At 68.6% G+C, this 20,375-nt stretch carries 14 protein-coding genes and 4 pseudogenes; all 18 read left to right on the plus strand.

Annotated elements, in window-relative coordinates:
• Nucleotides 1-24 precede the first annotated feature (24 nt).
• The 18 genes and pseudogenes from alaS to pyrF all read left to right on the plus strand — a co-directional run bounded on the left by alaS (nt 25) and on the right by pyrF (nt 20,175).
• Nucleotides 25-2,712, plus strand: a complete 2,688-nt coding sequence (gene alaS, locus BJF89_RS15315; RefSeq protein WP_075815957.1) for an alanine--tRNA ligase — start codon at nt 25-27, stop codon at nt 2,710-2,712.
• Nucleotides 2,712-3,206 carry a Holliday junction resolvase RuvX gene (ruvX, locus tag BJF89_RS15320; RefSeq protein WP_075815958.1) on the plus strand — a complete coding sequence of 165 codons (495 nt, stop codon included), beginning with the start codon at nt 2,712-2,714 and terminating at the stop codon, nt 3,204-3,206. The genes alaS and ruvX overlap by 1 nt, the downstream gene beginning before the upstream one ends.
• A 91-nt stretch (nt 3,207-3,297) precedes the next feature.
• Complete coding sequence (gene mltG, locus BJF89_RS15325) at nt 3,298-4,482, plus strand: endolytic transglycosylase MltG (RefSeq protein WP_075815959.1); 1,185 nt, start codon at nt 3,298-3,300, stop codon at nt 4,480-4,482.
• Nucleotides 4,483-4,502: 20 nt separating this feature from the next.
• Nucleotides 4,503-5,498: a shikimate dehydrogenase gene (locus tag BJF89_RS15330; protein WP_075815960.1), complete on the plus strand. Its 996-nt coding sequence runs from the start codon at nt 4,503-4,505 to the stop codon at nt 5,496-5,498.
• Nucleotides 5,499-5,504: 6 nt separating this feature from the next.
• Entirely contained in the window at nt 5,505-5,939 is a 435-nt protein-coding gene (locus BJF89_RS15335) for a prepilin peptidase (protein ID WP_255372693.1), read from the plus strand.
• Nucleotides 5,940-5,972: 33 nt separating this feature from the next.
• Nucleotides 5,973-7,199 (plus strand): chorismate synthase, encoded by a 1,227-nt coding sequence (gene aroC, locus BJF89_RS15340; RefSeq protein ID WP_075815961.1) that lies wholly within the window; start codon nt 5,973-5,975, stop codon nt 7,197-7,199.
• Complete coding sequence (locus BJF89_RS15345; RefSeq protein ID WP_075815962.1) at nt 7,200-7,820, plus strand: shikimate kinase; 621 nt, start codon at nt 7,200-7,202, stop codon at nt 7,818-7,820.
• Nucleotides 7,817-8,916 (plus strand): annotated as a pseudogene (gene aroB, locus BJF89_RS15350) (3-dehydroquinate synthase). Before BJF89_RS15345 ends, aroB begins: the two are co-directional and overlap by 4 nt.
• Nucleotides 8,917-8,931: 15 nt before the next feature.
• Nucleotides 8,932-9,377, plus strand: a pseudogene (gene aroQ, locus BJF89_RS15355) (type II 3-dehydroquinate dehydratase).
• 9 nt (nt 9,378-9,386) lie between these two features.
• Nucleotides 9,387-10,469 (plus strand): Xaa-Pro peptidase family protein, encoded by a 1,083-nt coding sequence (locus BJF89_RS15360; protein WP_075815963.1) that lies wholly within the window; start codon nt 9,387-9,389, stop codon nt 10,467-10,469.
• A gap of 59 nt (nt 10,470-10,528) precedes the next feature.
• A pseudogene (gene efp, locus BJF89_RS15365) lies at nt 10,529-11,091 on the plus strand (elongation factor P).
• Between the two features lie 5 nt (nt 11,092-11,096).
• Nucleotides 11,097-11,711, plus strand: coding sequence for a transcription antitermination factor NusB (nusB, locus tag BJF89_RS15370; protein WP_075815964.1), 615 nt, complete (start codon nt 11,097-11,099; stop codon nt 11,709-11,711).
• A gap of 103 nt (nt 11,712-11,814) precedes the next feature.
• On the plus strand, nt 11,815-12,411 hold the full coding sequence (gene pyrR / locus BJF89_RS15375) for a bifunctional pyr operon transcriptional regulator/uracil phosphoribosyltransferase PyrR (RefSeq protein WP_075815965.1): 597 nt from the start codon (nt 11,815-11,817) through the stop codon (nt 12,409-12,411).
• Nucleotides 12,408-13,418 (plus strand): aspartate carbamoyltransferase catalytic subunit, encoded by a 1,011-nt coding sequence (locus BJF89_RS15380; protein ID WP_075815966.1) that lies wholly within the window; start codon nt 12,408-12,410, stop codon nt 13,416-13,418. The genes pyrR and BJF89_RS15380 overlap by 4 nt, the downstream gene beginning before the upstream one ends.
• Complete coding sequence (locus BJF89_RS15385; RefSeq protein WP_075815967.1) at nt 13,415-14,818, plus strand: dihydroorotase; 1,404 nt, start codon at nt 13,415-13,417, stop codon at nt 14,816-14,818. Before BJF89_RS15380 ends, BJF89_RS15385 begins: the two co-directional genes overlap by 4 nt.
• Nucleotides 14,815-15,990, plus strand: coding sequence for a glutamine-hydrolyzing carbamoyl-phosphate synthase small subunit (gene carA / locus BJF89_RS15390; protein ID WP_075815968.1), 1,176 nt, complete (start codon nt 14,815-14,817; stop codon nt 15,988-15,990). Before BJF89_RS15385 ends, carA begins: the two co-directional genes overlap by 4 nt.
• Nucleotides 15,991-19,341, plus strand: coding sequence for a carbamoyl-phosphate synthase large subunit (gene carB / locus BJF89_RS15395; RefSeq protein ID WP_075815969.1), 3,351 nt, complete (start codon nt 15,991-15,993; stop codon nt 19,339-19,341).
• A pseudogene (gene pyrF, locus BJF89_RS15400) lies at nt 19,328-20,175 on the plus strand (orotidine-5'-phosphate decarboxylase). Before carB ends, pyrF begins: the two are co-directional and overlap by 14 nt.
• Nucleotides 20,176-20,375 lie beyond the last annotated feature (200 nt).

Raw genomic sequence — 20,375 nt, forward strand, 5'->3', positions numbered from 1 at the left:
AGCTATCAAGAAGGTTCCGTAACTGTGCAGACTCATGAGATCCGCGAGCGATTCCTCAATCATTTCGTGAAGGCAGGTCACACCGAGGTTCCCAGCGCCTCGTTGATCCTGGACGACCCGAACCTGCTGTTCGTCAACGCCGGTATGGTCCCGTTCAAGCCGTATTTCCTCGGTGAGCAGACACCGTCGTCGTCGCGGGCCACCTCGATCCAGAAGTGTGTGCGCACCCTGGACATCGAGGAGGTCGGCATCACCACCCGGCACAACACCTTCTTCCAGATGGCGGGGAACTTCTCCTTCGGCGACTACTTCAAGCGCGAAGTCATCCGGTTCGCCTGGGATCTGCTGACCAACCCGGTCGCCGAAGGCGGGTTCGGTATGGACCCGGACCGGCTGTGGCCCACCGTCTACCGCACCGACGACGAAGCCGCCGCCATCTGGCACGAGGAGATCGGCGTTCCGGAGGAACGGATCCAGCGCCGCGGTGGCGAGGACAACTACTGGGACATGGGCGTACCGGGACCCGGCGGCCCGTGCTCGGAGATCTTCTACGACCGTGGGCCGGAGTACGGCGTCGACGGCGGCCCGGCCGCGGACGAGAACCGGTTCATCGAGATCTGGAACCTGGTGTTCATGCAGGACATCCGCGGTGAGAAGAGCCCGAAGGAGGGCTTCGAGCCGGTCGGCGAGCTGCCGCAGAAGAACATCGACACCGGCATGGGCATCGAGCGTGTCGCCTGCATCCTGCAGGGCGTCGAGAACGTCTACGAGACGGATCTCCTGGCACCGGTCATCCAGGTCGCCGAGCAGCTCACCGGTTCCGTCTACGGACGGGTCGAGAACTCTGTCGAGGACGTGCGTTTCCGCGTCATCGCCGACCACAGCCGCACCGCACTCATGCTGATCCTCGACGGCGTGACTCCGGGCAATGAGGGCCGCGGCTACATTCTCCGTCGCCTGCTGCGCCGTATCATCCGGTCTGCCCGGCTCCTCGGCGCCACGGGTGCCACCATGGAGAAGTTCATGGACACCGTGCGCAGCACCATGACCCCGTCCTACCCCGAGATCACCGAGAACTGGGAGCGCATCCGGGCGGTCGCTGTGGGGGAGGAGACGGCGTTCCTCAAGACGCTGGAGTCCGGCACCCGGTTGTTCGAGGACGCCGCCGCCAAGGTCAAGGCTGCCGGCGGGACTGAACTGGGTGGCGACGCCGCTTTCATGCTGCACGACACCCACGGGTTCCCGATCGACCTGACCATCGAGATGGCGTCCGAGTCCGGTCTCACGGTGGACAAGGACGGTTTCGACACCCGCATGGCCGAACAGCGGGCGCGGGCCAAGGCCGACAGCCGTGCGAAGAAGCAGGTCCACGCCGACGTGTCCGTGTACCGTTCCTTCGTCGACAACCACCCGACGGTCTTCCTGGGCTACGAGACCACTGATGCGGAGGCCCATGTCCTGGGCCTGGTCTCCGGGGGTCAGATCGTGGACCGGGCACCGGAGGGCAGTGAGGTCGAGGTCATCCTGGACCGCACCCCCTTCTACGCCGAGTCCGGTGGTCAGATGGCCGACCGTGGCACCCTCACCGGCCCCGGAGGTCTGGCCCAGGTCCAGGACGTGCAGAAGACCGGCCGCAAGGTCTCCCTGCACCGCGTCACCGTCACCGGCGGTGAACTGGCCGTGGGCGACACCGTCGCCGCCCATGTCGACCACGCCTGGCGTCACGCCGCGCGCCAGGCACACTCGGGCACCCACCTGATCCATGCAGCGCTCCGGGACGTCCTGGGGCCGACCGCGGTGCAGGCGGGGTCCATGAACAAGCCGGGGTACCTGCGCTTCGACTTCAAGTACGGTACCCAGCTCAGCGATGACCAGCTGCGTCGGATCCAGGAGATCTCCAATGAGGCCGTGGACACCGACTACACGGTGAACACGATCGAGACCAGCCTCGACGAGGCGAAGGCCATGGGGGCGATGGCCCTGTTCGGTGAGAACTACGGGTCCCGGGTCCGCGTGGTCGAGATCGGTGGCCCGTTCTCCATGGAACTGTGCGGCGGTATCCACGTCGACCACTCCTCGCAGGTGGGCCCGGTCACGATCCTGGGTGAGTCGTCGGTGGGGTCGGGGACACGGCGTATCGAGGCCTACACCGGCATGGATTCGATGCGTTACCTGGCCGGCCAGAATGCCGTGGCAGGTTCCCTGGCCTCCCGTCTGAAGGTCACCTCCGAGGACCTTCCGGAGCGTTTCACCCAGATCAGCGAGCGGCTGCAGGCCGCGGAGAAGCGGATCAACCAGTTCCGTACCGCCGAGCTGACCGCCAAGGTGGGCGACTACGTCATGCAGGCTGTCACGGTGGACGGTGTCCGCGTCGTCGCCGCCCGCGTCGCCGACGGCATCGCCGGCGGAGACCTGCGGACGATCGCCAATGACGCCAAGGCACGGTTCGGGTCGGACGAGGCCGTGGTGGTCTTCGCCTCCGCCGACCCCGAGTCCGGCAAGGTCCCGTTCATCGCCGCGGTCACCGACGCCGCCGTCGCCCGCGGCCTGTCCGCCGGCGAGATCGTCAAGGCGATCGGCCCGCTGATGGGCGGTCGCGGTGGTGGCAAGGCGTCGATGGCGCAGGGCTCCGGCAGCGACGTGTCAGGCATCGACGCGGCGGTGGCGGCTGTCCGACCGCACGTCGAATCGGCCCTGTCCGGCGCCAACTGATGGCCGTCCCGGAGCGTCCCGGTGACGACGACCCCGGTCGGGGCCGTCGTCTCGGACTCGACGTAGGCACCGTGCGTATCGGGGTCGCGCTGTCTGACCCCGACGGCATCCTCGCCACGCCGCTGGAGACCGTCGCCGCAGAGAAGGGCAGTGGCAGGCGCCCGGGTTCCGAGTTCGGCCGGGTCCTGGAACTTGTCGAGGAGAATTTCGTGGTGGAGGTCGTCGTCGGGCTACCGGTGACACTGCGGTCACGGAAGACGGAGAGCACCGTACGGGCAGAGAACTACGCGGCTGCGCTACGGGAGGCACTGGACGGGATCCCGGTCCGGCTCGTCGATGAACGGATGTCCACGGTCGCGGCGACCGGAGCGATGCGGGCCTCCGGGGTCAGTGAGCGCAAGGGCCGTTCACGTATCGACCAGGCGGCGGCGGTGCATATCCTGCAGGGTTGGCTTGACGCCCGAACTGCCCGTAAACGGGTGTCCGATCAATGAACTTCGGCCACCTCGTGCGAGAATGACGCGCAACAGTGTTTTCATGACGTTTTGACACCTTGTACACACAGTAGAGACGTGGGAGTGAACCTTGCCTCGAAAGATCAGGACCGAACCCAGGTACCGCCGTCGGAGACAGTGGTCGATAGCCATCAGCCTCGCACTGGTCCTCCTGCTCATCTTCGTCGTGGCCTACGTCTACTACGAGCGCGAGGTGGTGGGCACCCGCGACTACGAGGGGGAGGGCGACGGTAACGTGGTCCTCATCCGGGTGGACGAGGGTGACACGGTCTCCGGGCTGATCCCGCAGCTGCTCGAGGATGACGTCGTCGGTTCCCGCTCGGCGATGCTCACTGCCGCCGACGAGGCCGAACAGCGCGGCGAGAACCGTGGTCTGGAGGCCGGCTACTACGCGCTCCAGCAGAAGATGTCCGCGGACGCCGCCATGGGTGCGCTCACCGACGATGAACGGCGTCTCGGCGTCATCGACATTCCGACCGGGCTCACCCTCGAGGACGTCACGGTGGTGGGAGGGGAGACCCGCGACGGCATCTTCACCTCCATCGCGAACAACTCCTGCCGGGAAGGTCTCACGGACGGCCTGGAGGACTGCGTCAGCGTCGACGACCTGCGCGAGACCATCGCCACGACCCCGGCCGCCGAGCTGGGTGTCCCGGAATGGGCCGTCGACAACGTCGAGTCCCGCGGGGACGACCCGCGACGGATCGAGGGTCTCATTTCCCCGGGTGTGCACCTCTTCGACCCGACCGCCGGCCCGCAGGAGATCCTCACCTCCCTGCTGGAGGACTCCACGGAGGTCTACGAGGGCACCGGACTGCTCGAGGCATCGGAGGGCGTGGGGCTCAGCCCGTACGAGATGGTCACGGCGGCCTCGCTGATCGAGCGTGAGGCTCCTGAGGGCGACTTCGACAAGGTGGCCCGGGTGATCCTCAACCGGTTGGACGAGGACCAGCAGCTCGAATTCGACTCCACGGTCAACTACGACGTCGCCGCCCAGGAGGTCGCCACGACCGACGAGGACCGCGGACGCGACACCCCGTGGAACACCTACGCGAAGAAGGGGCTGCCGGACACCCCGATCGCCTCGCCCGGCATCACCGCCCTGCAGGCGGTGGAGCACCCGGCCGAGGGTGACTGGCTGTACTTCGTGACCGTGGACACGGACGGGCGCACGGTGTTCAACCGGTCGTTCTCCGACCATGAGGCCGCGATCGAGGAATCGCGTCGCAACGGCGTGCTGGACAGCGCACGGTAGACAGAGAGGTGGATGGGACCATGGTGAGCGAAACCGGGAATGACGCGGCCGAGGTGTACAGCGTGGAGGAGTTCCTCGCCCTGGCGGCCGGACTCCAGGACGAGACCGATGCACCGGACGGACCTGCCGTCCAGCTGTGCGCCGTGCTCGGACGGCCGGTGGGGCACTCGCTCTCGCCGGTGATCCACCTGGGCAGTGCCGCGATGCTGGGCAACGAGTCGCTGGTGTACGTCCGCGTCGACGCCGGGGAGCCTTCCGAGGTCCGCCGACTGATGCAGCAGTCGCCCGCCTGTGTGTGCGGGTTCTCGGTGACCATGCCCGGCAAGTCCGCCGCCCATGACCTCGCCGACACCGTCACCGACCGTGCCGCCCTCATCGGCAGCGCGAACACGCTCGTCCCGGTACGGGACGCCGAAGGGCAGCCGAGCGGAACGTGGCTGGCCGACAACACCGACGTCGACGGCCTCTCGGCCTGCCTGCGCGCCGTGCTCGGCGAGGACCGTGCCACGGGGGCGGGACGGGGCGTGGTCGTGGGGAACGGTGGCACGGCACGTCCGGCCGTCGCCGCATTGGCCGCGGAGGGCTTCACCTCGGTGACCGTGCTCGCCCGGTCCGAGCGGGCGTTGAACCTGCAGAGCCTGGTGGAGTCCTACGGGATGACCTTCGACTGGCTGCGGCTGGACGATGACCGCCTGGGCGAGGTCTGTGCCGCCGCAGACGCACTGATCTCCACGATCCCGGCAGCCGGGGCCGCCACCGTGGCCGAGCACCTGGGGGCTGCGGCGGCGGTGGTCGACGTGATCTACGACCCGTACCCGACACCGTTGATGCTCGCGGCGCGGGGTGCCGGACGCCCGGTGTCCGACGGGCTGCTGATGCTCGCCGGCCAGGGTGTGGAGCAGTTCCGCCAGTTCACCGGGGAGACGCCGTCGACCGAGGGGATGTACCGGTTGCTGCGGGCGCACCGACGCACCCTGGAGTCGCAGTCGGGGGACACGGCGGACACGGGGAGTTAACTGAAGGTGGGGGCCATCGGGGGGCTGATTGTTCTGGCGTGGGCGGGCGCGCTGACCGTGTACGACATCCGGTACCGGCGGTTGCCGGACTGGTTGACCCTGCCGGCGGTGCCGGTGGCGTGGGTGGGGGTCGTTCTCCTCGGCCACGGCTGGGCTGTCGTCGGCGGCGCGACATGGTTCCTGTTGTGCGTCCTTCCGGGGATGCTGTCGGCCCGGCTCCGGGCCGGCGGGGGCGATGCGAAACTCGCCCTGAGTCTCGGAGCAGTCGCCACGGCTGCCGGGGGAGCGGTGGGACTGGCGGCCACGATCGCTGCAGCGTCGGTGGTGACGCTGCTGTTCGCGCTGTTCCCGACGGTCAGATCCGCCGCCCTGCCGCACGGACCGGGGATGCTCGTGGCCACGGCTGCGGTGACCGGGGTCATAAACAGTGGGGTGTGGTGACGTCAGCCCGGTGATCATGCGACAATGTAGGGCATGCTTCGATGGACGACTGCCGGGGAATCGCACGGCCAGGCCCTTGTTTCCGTTGTCGAGGACATTCCGGCAGGGGTGCCAGTCACCCGCGCCGAGGTGTCCCGGCAACTCGCCCGACGGCGCCTCGGCTACGGCCGTGGCGCCCGCATGAAGTTCGAGGCGGATGAGGTGACGTTCCTCGGGGGCGTGCGGCACGGCCTGACCATCGGCTCACCGGTCGCGGTGATGATCGGCAACACCGAGTGGCCGAAGTGGACCACGATCATGTCCGCCGACCCGGTCGACATCTCGGACGAGGCCGTGGCCAAGGAGATGGATTCGGGCCGCGGTGCCCGGCTGACCCGGCCGCGTCCCGGCCACGCCGACTTCTCCGGCATGGTGAAGTACGGGCACGACGAGGCCCGTCCGGTCCTGGAGCGCTCCAGCGCCCGCGAGACTGCGGCCCGGGTGGCCGCCGGGACCTTCGCCCGCGCCCTGCTACGTGAGGTCACCGGCGCTGAGGTCGTCAGCCACGTCCTGTCGATCGGCCCGTCCGAGACCTACACCGGACCACCACCGGCCCCGGCGGACCTCGACGCGGTGGACGGCTCACCGGTCCGGGCATTCACCGTGCACGGCGACAGCCACGAGAAGTCGATGATCGCCGAGATCGAGGCTGCCCGGAAGTCCGGCGACACCCTCGGCGGTGTCGTCGAGGTGGTCGTCTCGGGTCTGCCCATCGGGCTCGGCTCCCACGTCAGTTGGGACGCACGCCTGGACGGCCAGCTGGCCCAGGCGCTGATGAGCATCCAGGCCATCAAGGGTGTGGAGGTCGGCGACGGGTTCGAGGAAGCCCGTCGTCGGGGCTCGGAGGCGCACGACGAGATCGACCGGGTCGACAACAGCTCCGGTGTCTCACGACGGACCAACCGGGCCGGCGGTCTCGAGGGCGGCATGACCAACGGTGAACAGCTGCGCGTCCGTGCCGCGATGAAGCCGATCTCCACGGTGCCGCGCGCGCTGGCGACGGTCGACATGGATGACGGGCGCCCCGCGACCGGCATCCACCAGCGATCGGACGTCTGCGCGGTGCCGGCGGCCGGCGTCGTCGCCGAGTCCATGGTGGCCCTCGTGCTGGCCCGTGCCGTGCTCGACAAGTTCGGCGGCGACAGTGTCGCTGAGACACGCCGCAACTACCTGTCCTACCTGGACGACGTGGACCAGCGGCTGACCTGGGGAGAAGCGTAGATGAGTGCCAGTACTGAACATCCGACGGCAGCCCCACGGGTCGTCCTCGTCGGCCCACCCGGTGCGGGGAAGAGCACGGTCGGACACGCCCTCGGCGAGGTTCTGCGCTGCGGGGTGGTCGATTCAGACACACTGCTCGAACGCGACAACAGCATGTCCTGCGGCGAACTGTTCACCCTGCTCGGGGAACCGGAGTTCCGGCGGCGCGAGGAGGTCTACGTCGCCCAGGCCCTGACGTCCGACGGTGTCGTGTCCCTCGGTGGCGGTGCCGTCCTGTCTGCCGCGACACGTCGGCTGCTCGCCGAGCATACCGTGGTCTACCTGCGGGTCTCCGCAGAGGAGGGGACACGGCGCACCGCGCACCTGGCGACCCGCCCGGTACTTGCCGCCGCCGACGGGGTGGACCCGTCCGAACGGTACCGCGAGATCCTCACCCAGCGTGAGGAGCTCTACCAGGAGGTCGCCACCCACATCGTCGACGCCGACGGACGCACGCCGCGCCACACCGTGGCCGAGGTGCTCGCCCTCATCGGGGTGCACGGCGACCATGATCCCCAGCTCACCGGTGACGTCAGTGGCACTGGTGACGCACACGACCCCGGGCAGGAGGCACGGCTGTGACCGGACCGAGCACACGTACCGTGCACGTCGCCACGGACCACCCCTACGACGTGGTGATCGGCCGCGACCTGACGGCCACGGTGGCTGACAGCGTCCCCGGCGCCCGTCGTGCCGTGATCCTCCACCAGCCTCCGCTGGCCGGTCTCGCGGCCCGCGTCGCCGACGGGCTGCGTGCCGCCGGTGTCGAACCCGTCCTGTACGAGACCCCGGACGCCGAAGCAGCCAAGACCGTCGCGGGTGCCGCGGCCTGCTGGGACGTCTGCGCCGAGGCGGGGCTCTCCCGTCAGGACGTCATCGTCGGTGTCGGGGGCGGGGCGACCACCGATCTGGCCGGTTTCATCGCGGCGACCTGGATGCGCGGGATCCGCGTCGTCCAGTACCCGACGACGCTGCTGGCCATGGTCGATGCGGCGGTCGGCGGGAAGACCGGCATCAACACCGCCGCGGGCAAGAACCTCGTCGGCGCCTTCCACGAGCCTCGGCCGTCCTCGTCGATCTCGACGTCCTCGAGACACTCCCGCGTCCCGAGATCGTCGCCGGCAGCGCGGAGATCATCAAGGCCGGTTTCATCCGCGACGGTCATATCCTCGATCTCTACGAGTCAGACCCGGTCGCCGCATGCGACCCCCACGGCACGCTGCCGGAGCTCATCGAGGCCGCGATCACCGTGAAGGCGGACGTGGTGGGACAGGACCTCCGGGAGTCCTCCCTGCGTGAGATCCTCAACTACGGCCACACCTACGGTCACGCCGTCGAGCAGCATGAGAACTACCGCTGGCGGCACGGCCACGCGGTCGCAGTGGGCATGGTCTTCGAGGCCGAGCTCGCCCACGCCGCCGGCCTGCTCAGCGCGGAGGCCGTCAACCAGCACCGGCGCATCCTGCAGAGCGTGGGCCTGCCCACCAGCTACGGCAACGCCTCCCTGGAGGAACTGACCGAGGTCATGGCCCGGGACAAGAAGAACAAGGACGGCAGCCTGCGGATCGTCGTCGTCAGCGACGACACCGGCTCGTACGCCCCCCGGACGCTGGTGGACCCGTCGCAGGACGACCTCACCACCGCCTACCGCAACACCACCCCTGACAACCACCAGTAGAACAGGAACACCACCATGCGCATCGTCGTCCTCAACGGACCCAACCTCAACCGCCTGGGCCGACGCCAACCGGAGATCTACGGGTCGACGACCCTCGCCGACATCGAGGCCGGCCTGCGCTCCGACGCCACCCGTCTCGGCGTGGACATCGACTTCCTGCAGTCCAACCATGAGGGCGCCTTGATCGACCGGGTGCACCGGGCCGCCGACGACGGCGACGCGGTGATCATCAACCCGGGCGGGTTGACCCACACCTCCGTCGCGCTGAGTGACGCGCTGGCAGAGGTGGCCGATGGTCCGGGTTTCGTGGAGGTCCACCTCTCCAACATCCACGCCCGCGAGCCTTCCGGCACCACAGTTACCTCTCTCCGATCGCCCGTGGGGTGATCGCCGGTCTCGGTGCGCAGGGCTACACCATGGCAGTGGAGTACCTTGCACGGCAGGAGAACACCGGGGCGTAGCCTGGGGGCATGACAGACTTCCTCAGCCGCCGTCAGGCCGTCGCCGACACCCTCTCCGCCGCAGGTCACCGGTTTCTTCTGGTCACCGACCTGAAGAACGTCCGCTATCTCACCGGGTTCAGCGGCTCCAACGCCGCCCTGCTCCTCGACTCCGAGGGCTCCGAAGGTTCTGAAGCGGCCGTCACCCTGGCCACTGACGGCCGCTACGACACGCAGGTGCGACAGGAGACGTCCGGGACACCCGGGGTGGACATCCGGATCACCCGCGACCTGCTCGGGGAACTGCGGTCGGTCGCGGGGGACAGCGGTGTCGCCGTTGAGCCGGGCATGACCGTCGCCGATGCACGCGGCCTGGGTGACCCGCCGATCCTGGAGGGGGCGGTGGAGGCCGCGCGTCTGGTCAAGGACGCCGCAGAGCTCGACGCACTGCGTGAGGCGGGGCGCCTGGCGGACTCCGTGTTCTCCGACTTCATCGCCGCAGGGGGGATCCGCGAGGGGATCACCGAGATCGAGGCCGCCGCTGACCTGGAGCACAGGCTACGCTCGGCCGGTGCGGACGGGCTGAGCTTCGACACGATCCTGGCCTCCGGCGTCAACGCCGCCAAACCCCATGCCGGGGTGTCCCGTGACGTCATCGTCCCGGGCCTGGTCACCGTGGACTTCGGCGTATGGCTGGACGGTTACGCCTCAGACCAGACCCGGACGGTGTGTGTCGGGGAGCCGGACACGCTGTCCGCGGAACTCTACGACCTGGTCCACCGCTCCTTCAGCGCGGGTGTGGAGGCGGTGCGTCCCGGTGCGGCGCTCTTCGACGTCGACAAAGTCTGCCGGGACATCCTCGACGAGGCCGGGTACGGCGAGTACTTCGTCCATTCCACCGGACACGGAGTGGGCCTTGACGTGCACGAGGCCCCCTACGCCGCGTCGCGCACACCCCGGGACAAGACCCTCGCGGAGTCGATGACCCTGACGATCGAGCCCGGTGTCTACCTCCCGGGGCGCACGGGGCTGCGCATCGAGAACACCTACATCGTCACGGCAGAGGGCGCGGAGTCGGTCAATCCCTCGTCCACCGCGTTACAGGTGGTCTGACGGCGGGCTGCTAGACTGTTCGGCTGACCACCCAACCAAGATATCCAGGGAGCATACACGTGGCGACAACCGCGGATTTCAAGAACGGTCTCGTGCTGAAGATCGACAACAAGCTGCAGCAGATCATTGAGTTCCAGCACGTCAAGCCGGGCAAGGGCCCTGCTTTCGTCCGGACGAAACTCAAGGACGTCTCTCCGGCAAGACCCTCGACAAGACATTCAACGCCGGCGTCAAGGTCGAGACCGCCACCGTGGACCGCCGCGACATGACCTACCTGTACCACGACGGCGAGAACTTCGTGGTCATGGACGACAAGGACTTCGAGCAGTTCGAGGTGCCCTCCGCCAAGTTCGGCGACGCGGGCCGTTTCCTGCTGGAGAACATGCGCGTCCAGCTGTCCTTCCACGACGGCGAGATCCTCTTCGGCGAGCTGCCGGTGTCCGTCGACCTGGCCATCGAGCACACCGACCCGGGCCTGCAGGGCGACCGCTCCACCGGCGGCAGCAAGCCGGCCACCCTGGAGACCGGTGCCGAGATCCAGGTGCCGTTGTTCCTGGAGACCGGCAACGTCGTCAAGGTCGACACCCGCACCGGCGAGTACCTCTCCCGCGTCAACAACTAGACCCCATGGCAGACACAGAATCCGGCGAGTCCTATCGCCGCCACGGGGCCCGTTACAAGGCCCGACAGCGCGCCGTCGACATCCTCTTCGAGGCGGAGTTCCGCGACATCGACCCCGTCGAGATCGTGGAGGACCGTGTCGAACTGGCCAGGGACGACTCGAACCAGGTCAAGCCGGTCCCGGAGTACGCCGCCCGGATCGTGCCCGGGGTGGCCTCGGCTCTCGACGAGATCGACGAGGCCATCGCCGCACACCTGAGCAGTACCTGGCGTCTGGACCGGCTTCCCGCGGTGGACCGTGCCGTGCTGCGTGTCTCGGCCTGGGAGCTGCTCTACAACGAGGAGGTCCCGGCGAGGGTGGCTCTCAAGGAGGGCATCGAGCTCGCCTCGGAGTACTCGCATGACAAGGCCCCCGGATACGTCAACGCCGTCCTCGACGGCATCGCCCGGGACAAGCGTCTCGCCGATGAGGCGGCCGCCGCGGCCGAGGCCGAGCAGGACGCCGCCGAGGCAAAGCGGGTGCAGGACGCCGAGCGTGCCCAGGCGGACTCCCTGATCGACGGCATCGTCGACGAGACGTCTGACACCCCTGATCCGTCGGGGGAGACCGGGGAGAAGTAGCACCCCGGCCGTGCTAGACTTCAGCACGGAACATGGATCCGGCTCCCGGCCGGCTCCGACCACCTTTAACGATCCGTCCAGTGAGGCGGGGAAGGAGGTCACGATGAGCACACAGCATTCCGACGGAACCACCGTCGCCCTCATGGGCGCGGACGACGTCGGACGTACTGTCGCACGCATCGCGCACCAGATCATCGAGAAGACGGCGTTGGATGCGCCCGGTTCGGACCGGGTGGTGCTCCTGGGGATCCCGTCGGGGGGCGTGCCGTTGGCGGCGCGACTGGCGGCCCGGATCGAGGAGTTCAGCGGGGTCAGCGTCTTCCACGGCTCCGTGGACGCGACACTCTACCGGGACGACCTGACGTCGACCCCGCACCGCGCCCTGAAACCGACCAGCGTCCCGCGCGAGGGTATCGACGGAGCGACCGTCATCCTGGTCGACGACGTCCTGTTTTCGGGTCGGACGATCCGTGCTGCCCTGGACGCCCTTCAGGACGTGGGCCGGGCCCACATCGTCCAACTCGCCGTCCTCGTCGACCGCGGCCACCGGGAACTGCCGATCCGGGCTGACTACGTGGGCAAGAACATCCCCACCTCCACCAGTGAAGATGTCCGTGTCTCTCTCGCCGAGATCGACGGCGCCGACAGCGTGGAGCTCCTGCGCCCGGCGGACACGGCGCCCGAAGGAGACCACGCATGAAGCACCTGCTGAGTATTGCCGACCTCGACGCCTCCGAGATCACCCTGCTGCTGGACGAGGCGGACCGTTTCGCCGACTCCCTGCGCGACCGTGAGGTCAAGAAACTGCCGACACTGCGCGGCCGCACGGTGTTCACCCTGTTCTACGAGAACTCGACCCGCACCCGCTCGAGCTTCGAGACCGCCGGCAAGTGGATGAGTGCCGACGTCATCAATATCTCGGCGTCGTCGTCCTCGGTGAAGAAGGGCGAGTCGCTCAAGGACACGGCCCTGACGCTGCGCGCCGTCGGCGCAGACGCGATCATCATGCGCCACCCGTCCTCCGGTGCGGCGCGCCAGGTCGCCAACTGGGTCGGGACCGGCCGTGAGGGCATCAGTGTGCTCAACGCCGGTGACGGCTCCCACGAGCACCCCACCCAGGCTCTGCTCGACGCGGTGACCCTGCGCAACAAACTCGGCACCCTCGAGGGAAGCCACGTGGTGATCGTCGGCGACATCCTGCATTCGCGCGTGGCACGGTCGAATGCCCTGCTGCTCACCGCACTGGGTGTGGACGTGACCTTCGTGGCACCCCGCACCCTGCTGGCCCCCGGGATCGAACACTGGGTGAACCCGCACGGCGGCGCCCCCAGCACCGGCACCGTCCGGATCAGCCATGACATGGACGAGGCGATCGCCGGCGCCGATGCGGTGATGATGCTGCGTGTCCAGGCCGAACGTATGGACGGCGGCTTCTTCCCCTCGCACCGCGAGTACGCCACCCGCTACGGGCTGTCGACGGCGCGCCTGGATGCGCTGAAGGATGACGTGGTCGTCCTGCACCCCGGTCCGATGCTGCGCGGCATGGAGATCAACGACGCCGTGGCCGACGCGCCGCAGACCGTGGTCCTCGACCAGGTCACCGCCGGCGTGCACGTGCGTATGGCCGCCCTGTTCACGCTGCTGGTCGGCACGGACGGTACCGACAACTCGACCAGCGCCGCGAGTGCATCGGGGGACCCCCGATGACGACCACACCCACCCCGGAGGAGAAGAACGTGAACGACTACCCGGCCACCGGTGCCCTGCACCCGGCCGCCGAGGGCGAGGTGCTGCTGCGCGGCGTCCTGCCTTACGGCGAAGGTGACCCGCAGGACGTCCTGGTCCGCGACGGCGTGATCGTCGAGATCGCGCCCGCAGGCACCGTCGACCCCGGCGACAGCGCCGGGGCCGTCGAGATCCTGGACCTCGAGGGCCAGGTCCTGTTGCCCGGCCTGGTCGACATGCACGTGCACATGCGCGAGCCCGGCCGTGAAGACACCGAGACCATCGCCACCGGCTCCGCCGCCGCGGCCCGTGGCGGGTTCACCGCCGTGTTCACCATGGCCAACACCGACCCGGTCACCGACACCCCAGCCATCGCCGAGATGGTCTGGCTCAAGGGCCAGCAGAAGAACCTCTGCGACGTCCACCCGGTCGGCTCGATCAGCCGTGGACTCAAGGGCCGGGAGCTCACCGAGTTCGGCATGATGGCCGACTCGGACGCCAAGGTCCGCATGTTCTCCGACGACGGCAAGTGCGTCGACGACCCCCGTCTGATGCGCCGCGCCGTCGAGTACGCCGGCGGGCTGGACGTCCTGCTCGCCCAGCACTGCGAGGAGCCCCGCCTCACCGAGGGCGCCGTCGCCCACGAGGGCGAGACCGCCGCACGCCTGGGCCTGCGGGGCTGGCCGCGCGTGGCGGAGGAGTCCATCGTGATCCGCGACGCCCTGCTGGCCCGCGACTACGGCGGACGCCTGCACATCTGCCACGCCTCCACCGAGGGCACCGTCGGGCTGCTCGGCTGGGCCCGCGACCACGGCATCCCCCTGTCCGCGGAGGTCACCCCGCACCACCTCATCCTCACCGACGAGAAGCTGGAGACCTACGACGGGCACTACCGGGTCAACCCGCCGCTGCGTGAGACCCGCGACACCCTCGCCCTGCGACAGGCACTGATCGACGGGACCGTGGACTGCGTGGCCACCGACCACGCCCCCCACGGTTCGGAGGAGAAGTGCTGCGAGTTCGACAAGGCACGCCCCGGGATGCTGGGCCTGGAGACCTCCCTGGCCATCATCGCCCAGCTGTTCGTCACCGATCCGCCGGAGGACCAGGAACGCCAGGACTGGCGGTTCGTGGCCCGGGTGATGTCGGAGCGTCCCGCCGAGATCCTCAGGCTGCCGGGACACGGCCGTCCGGTGGCGGTCGGCGAGCCGGCGAACCTGTGCGTGGTCGACCCGGAGCACGGGTGGACCGCCCACGGCGGGGACATGGCCTCGAAATCCTCCAACACCCCCTACGAGGGGATGGACCTGCCCGTGAAGGTCACCACCACGCTGCTGCGTGGCCGGGTGACCTGCCGTGACGGCCAGGTGAGCGACAAATGACCGACAATACGACAGAGAAGAGTACTGCTGTGACTTCCTCCCGCACCCCCGCGCTGCTGGTGCTCGGCGACGGACGGGTGTTCCGTGGCCGGGCCTTCGGTGCCACCGGCACCACCCTCGGTGAAGCCGTGTTCACCACCGGCATGACCGGCTACCAGGAGACGATGACCGACCCGTCCTACCACCGGCAGATCGTGGTGGCCACCGCGCCGCAGATCGGAAACACCGGGTGGAACGACGAGGACGGAGAGTCCCACGGCGACCGGATCTGGGTCGCCGGTCTGGTCATCCGTGACCTGTCGCGCACCGTCTCCAACTGGCGTGCCGACCGCAGCCTGTCCGAGGAGATGGAGAAGCAGGGTGTCATCGGCATCCAGGGGGTCGACACCCGCGCGATCGTGCGTCACCTGCGCGACAAGGGTTCCGTCGCCGCCGGCGTCTTCAGCGGCGAGGCCGCCGGACGTCCCGTCGAGGACCTCGTCGCCGAGGTCAACGCCCAGCAGTCGATGGCCGGGGCCGACCTTGCCACAGAGGTCTCCACCGACGAGACCTACGTCCTGGAGGCCGAGGGTGGGGAAGATGCCCGCTTCACCGTCCTGGCCTACGACATGGGGATCAAGACCAACACCCCGCGCAACTTCGTCTCCCGTGGCATCCGTACCGTCGTCGTCCCCGCCAACAGCCCGGTGGAGCCGCTCATCGAGCAGTACTCGCCGGACGGTGTGTTCATCTCCAACGGCCCCGGCGACCCCGCCACCGCCGACGTCATGGTCGAGCAGGTCCGTACCGTGCTGGCGAAGAAGATCCCGCTCTTCGGCATCTGCTTCGGCAACCAGATCCTCGGCCGTGCACTGGGCATGGACACCTACAAGCTGAAGTTCGGCCACCGCGGCATCAACGTGCCGGTGCTCAACCACCTCACCGGGAAGATCGACATCACCTCGCAGAACCACGGGTTCGCGCTGAAGGGCCGCGCCGGTGAACCCTTCGACACCGACTTCGGCACCGCCCAGGTCACCCACACCTGCCTCAACGACGACTGTGTCGAGGGCGTCGCCCTCGACAACGGCCTCGCCTTCTCCGTCCAGTACCACCCCGAGGCCGCCGCCGGTCCTCACGACGCCAATCCGCTGTTCGACCAGTTCATCGAACTGATGGAAGGGAACAACTAAATGCCGAAGCGCACCGACATCAACCACGTCCTCGTCATCGGCTCCGGCCCGATCGTCATCGGCCAGGCCTGCGAGTTCGACTACTCCGGAACCCAGGCCTGCCGCGCACTGAAGGCCGAGGGCCTGCGCGTCTCGCTGATCAACTCCAACCCGGCCACCATCATGACCGACCCGGAGTTCGCCGACCACACCTACATCGAGCCGATCCAGCCCGAGTACATCGAGAAGATCTTCGCCGCGGAGAAGGAGGCCGGACACCCGGTCGACGCCGTACTGGCCACCCTGGGTGGACAGACCGCACTGAACGCCGCGATCCAGCTCGACCGGGCCGGCATCCTCGACAAGTACGACGTCGAACTCATCGGCGCCGACATCGACGCCATCGAGCGCGGTGAGGACCGGCAGAAGTTCAAGGACATCGTCGCCTCCATCGGCGGCGACTCGGCGCGTTCCGCCGTCTGCCACAACATGGACGAGGTCCACGACGCCGTCGCCGACCTCGGGCTGCCTGTCGTGGTCCGGCCGTCGTTCACCATGGGTGGGCTGGGCTCCGGCCTGGCCTTCACCTACGAGGACCTCGACCGCATCGCCGGTGGTGGACTCGCCGCCTCCCCGGAGGCCAACGTGCTCATCGAGGAGTCCATCCTCGGCTGGAAGGAGTACGAGCTGGAGCTCATGCGCGACGGCGACGACAACGCCGTGGTCATCTGCTCCATCGAGAACGTCGACGCCCTCGGCGTGCACACCGGTGACTCGATGACCGTCGCACCGTCGATGACGCTGACCGACCGCGAGTACCAGATCATGCGCGACCAGGGCATCGCCATCCTGCGCGCCGTCGGCGTGGACACCGGTGGCTGCAACATCCAGTTCGCCGTCAACCCCGAGGACGGCCGCCTGATCACCATCGAGATGAACCCGCGCGTCTCGCGGTCCTCGGCCCTGGCATCCAAGGCCACCGGCTTCCCGATCGCCAAGATCGCCGCCCTGCTGGCCATCGGCTACACCCTCGACGAACTGCGCAACGACATCACCCAGGTCACCCCGGCCGCGTTCGAGCCGACGCTGGACTACGTGATCGTCAAGGCCCCGCGTTTCGCCTTCGAGAAGTTCCCCGGCGCCGACGACACCCTGACCACCACCATGAAGGCCGTGGGCGAGGCCATGTCGGTGGGCCGCAACTACATCGCCGCACTGAACAAGGTGCTGCGCTCGCTGGAGACCAAACCCGCCGGGTTCTGGACCACCAGCGACGAGTACTTCGCCGGTGAGCGTGCCACCGACCTGGCCGCCGTCCTGGACGACCTGGGCCGGCCCACCGAGGGCCGGATGTACGACATGGAGCTCGCACTGCGCCTCGGCGCCACCGTGGACCAGGTCCACCGTGCCTCGGTCGGGGTGGACCCCTGGTTCCTGCATGAGCTCAAGGCGCTGGTGGACTTCCGCGCCGAGCTCGAGGACGCCCCGGTGCTCTCCGAGGAGCTGCTGCGCGAGGCGAAGTACCTGGGCCTGTCCGACGCCCAGATCGCCGCGCTGCGCCCCGAGCTGGCCGGCGAGGACGGCGTGCGCTCGCTGCGCTGGTCGCTGGGGATCCGTCCGGTCTTCAAGACGGTGGACACCTGTGCCGCGGAGTTCGAGGCGCAGACCCCGTACCACTACTCGGCCTACGAGATGGACCCGGAGGCGGAGTCCGAGGTCGCCGAGCAGCGTGACCGCGACAAGATCATCATCCTCGGCTCCGGGCCGAACCGTATCGGCCAGGGCATCGAGTTCGACTACTCCTGCGTGCACGCCGCGCTGGAGCTGTCCCGGGTGGGCTACGAGACCGTGATGGTCAACTGCAACCCCGAGACCGTCTCCACCGACTACGACACCGCCGACCGTCTCTACTTCGAGCCGCTGACCTTCGAGGACGTCATGGAGGTCTACCACGCCGAGACGCAGTCCGGCACCGTGGCCGGCGTGATCGTCCAGCTCGGCGGGCAGACCCCGCTGGGCCTGGCGCAGCGCCTCACCGACGCCGGTGTCCCGGTGATCGGCACGACCTCCGAGGCCATCAACCTGGCCGAGGACCGCGGCGAGTTCGGCACCGTGCTGGAGAAGGCGGAGCTGCCCGCCCCTGCCTTCGGCACCGCCACCACCTTCGCCGAGGCCCGCGACGTCGCCTCCCGCATCGGCTACCCGGTGCTGGTCCGCCCGTCCTACGTGCTGGGCGGCCGGGGCATGGAGATCGTCTACGACGAGACCTCCCTGGAGGACTACATCGACCGCGCGACCGAGATCACCTCGGACCACCCGGTGCTGGTCGACCGGTTCCTGGACAACGCCATCGAGATCGACGTCGACGCCCTGTGCGACGGCGAGGAGGTTTACCTCGCCGGCGTGATGGAGCACATCGAGGAGGCCGGCATCCACTCCGGTGACTCCGCCTGTGCGCTGCCGCCGATGACACTGGGGGAGGGCGACATCGAGAACGTCCGTCGCTCCACCGCCGCCCTGGCCCACGGCATCGGTGTCAAGGGCCTGATGAACATCCAGTTCGCCCTGAAGGACGACATCCTCTACGTCATCGAGGCCAACCCGCGGGCATCGCGCACCGTGCCGTTCGTCTCGAAGGCCACCGGCGTGCCGTTGGCCAAGGCCGCCTCGCGGATCATGACCGGCACCCCGATCCGGGAACTGATCGCCGAGGGCCTGATCCCCGGTGACCGGGACGGCGGCTCGCTGCCGCTGGGCCACCCCATCGCGGTCAAGGAGGCGGTCATGCCCTTCAACCGCTTCCGCAGCCCGGAGGGCGAGATGCTCGACAGCCTGCTCAGCCCGGAGATGAAGTCCACCGGTGAGGTCATGGGGCTGGACTCCGACTTCGGCACGGCCTTCGCCAAGTCCCAGGAGGCCGCCACGGGCTCCCTGCCGACCAGCGGACGGGTGTTCGTCTCGGTCGCCAACCGCGACAAGCGGACCATGATCCTGCCGATCCAGCGTCTGGCCTCCCTCGGTTTCGACCTGGTCGCCACCGAGGGCACCGCGGCGATGCTGCGGCGCAACGGGCTGGAGTGTGAGGTCGTGGCCAAGCAGACCGACATCGAGTCCGGCGCCGCCACGTCCGGGGCACGCTCTGTGGTCGACCTCATCGACGAGGGGTCGATCGACTTCATCCTCAACACCCCGGCCAGCACCGCCGCGGCCCGCGGGGACGGCTACGACATCCGTGCCGCAGCCGTGCGCCAGGGCGTCTCCTGTGTCACGACCGTGCAGGGTGCCGTCGCCGCCGTGCAGGGCATCGAGGCGCTGAAGGGCTCCACCACCGTGGTGCGGGCCATCCAGGACGTCAACCATGACAACTACTGACCACCCGGTGTCCTCCGGCACCTTCGGTGAGCGTTACCTGGAGCGTTCCCGGAATCTGGGACGGCTGTGTGTGGGCATGGACCCCCATGCGGGGATCCTGGAGTCCTGGGGCCTGGGGGTCGACGTGGCCGGGCTGGAGACTTTCTCACGTCTCTGCGTGGAGGCCTTCGCCGACACCGCCTGTGTGGTCAAACCGCAGGTCGCGTTCTACGAGGCCTTCGGGTCAGCCGGGCTCGCCGTCCTTGAGCAGTCGCTGGCGGAGCTGCGCCGGGCGGGCGCCCTGGTGATCGCCGACGCCAAACGCGGCGACATCGGCTCCACCATGGCCGGGTACGCCCGGGCGTGGTTGTCCGACGACTCACCGCTGTGCGCCGACGCCGTCACCGTCTCGCCCTATCTCGGCCTCGACTCCCTGACCCCGGCACTGGAGGCCGGTGACGCCACCGGCAGGGGGGTGATCGTGCTCTCGGCGACCTCGAACCCGGAGGTCCGCAGTTCCAGACCCTGGCCACCGACGGTGGGCGCAGCGTGGCCCAGACCGTCGTCGACTGGGCCGCGGAGCACAATGCCGCCCACCCCGGTGGCGGGAATGTCGGCGTCGTCGTCGGCGCGACCGTCGCCGACCCGCCGGACCTCACCGACGTCGGCGGCATCGTGCTGATGCCCGGCGTCGGCGCCCAGGGCGGGGCGGCCGACGACATCCGCCGGATCGCCGGAGCCGCGGAGAAATGGGCCAGCCCCAACATCTCGCGTTCGGTGCTCTCAGCAGGCCCGGATGTTGGGGACCTGCGACAGGCCGTCACAGACGCCTCAGCAGCGTTCCCGCACCTCTGAACGTCCGGACTGTCGACGCGCCGAGGAGCGCGAACTGGGGGTTTGTTCAACATCCCCGGGTCGTAGTGCTACACTTGGCGCGTTGTTTCATGGTCGCGACCTGCGACGCTTCTCCCGTGTGAACGTGGGGGCGGTGCAGGACGTCCAACAGACACCAGGCGCGTACTTTCCGTGCGGGGCTGTTGCTATTCGGCACAGCC

The organism is Corynebacterium sp. CNJ-954 (assembly GCF_001942345.1).
Taxonomy (GTDB): Bacteria; Actinomycetota; Actinomycetes; order Mycobacteriales; family Mycobacteriaceae; genus Corynebacterium.

Excerpts from the sequence above, each read along its gene's own strand:
- ruvX (WP_075815958.1), top strand. The coding sequence starts at position 2,712 with ATGGCCGTCCCGGAGCGTCCCGGTGACGACGACCCCGGTCGGGGCCGT.
- BJF89_RS15330 (WP_075815960.1), top strand. The coding sequence starts at position 4,503 with ATGGTGAGCGAAACCGGGAATGACGCGGCCGAGGTGTACAGCGTGGAG.
- aroC (WP_075815961.1), top strand. The coding sequence starts at position 5,973 with ATGCTTCGATGGACGACTGCCGGGGAATCGCACGGCCAGGCCCTTGTT.
- BJF89_RS15345 (WP_075815962.1), top strand. The coding sequence starts at position 7,200 with ATGAGTGCCAGTACTGAACATCCGACGGCAGCCCCACGGGTCGTCCTC.
- BJF89_RS15360 (WP_075815963.1), top strand. The coding sequence starts at position 9,387 with ATGACAGACTTCCTCAGCCGCCGTCAGGCCGTCGCCGACACCCTCTCC.
- nusB (WP_075815964.1), top strand. The coding sequence starts at position 11,097 with ATGGCAGACACAGAATCCGGCGAGTCCTATCGCCGCCACGGGGCCCGT.
- pyrR (WP_075815965.1), top strand. The coding sequence starts at position 11,815 with ATGAGCACACAGCATTCCGACGGAACCACCGTCGCCCTCATGGGCGCG.
- BJF89_RS15380 (WP_075815966.1), top strand. The coding sequence starts at position 12,408 with ATGAAGCACCTGCTGAGTATTGCCGACCTCGACGCCTCCGAGATCACC.
- BJF89_RS15385 (WP_075815967.1), top strand. The coding sequence starts at position 13,415 with ATGACGACCACACCCACCCCGGAGGAGAAGAACGTGAACGACTACCCG.
- carA (WP_075815968.1), top strand. The coding sequence starts at position 14,815 with ATGACCGACAATACGACAGAGAAGAGTACTGCTGTGACTTCCTCCCGC.
- carB (WP_075815969.1), top strand. The coding sequence starts at position 15,991 with ATGCCGAAGCGCACCGACATCAACCACGTCCTCGTCATCGGCTCCGGC.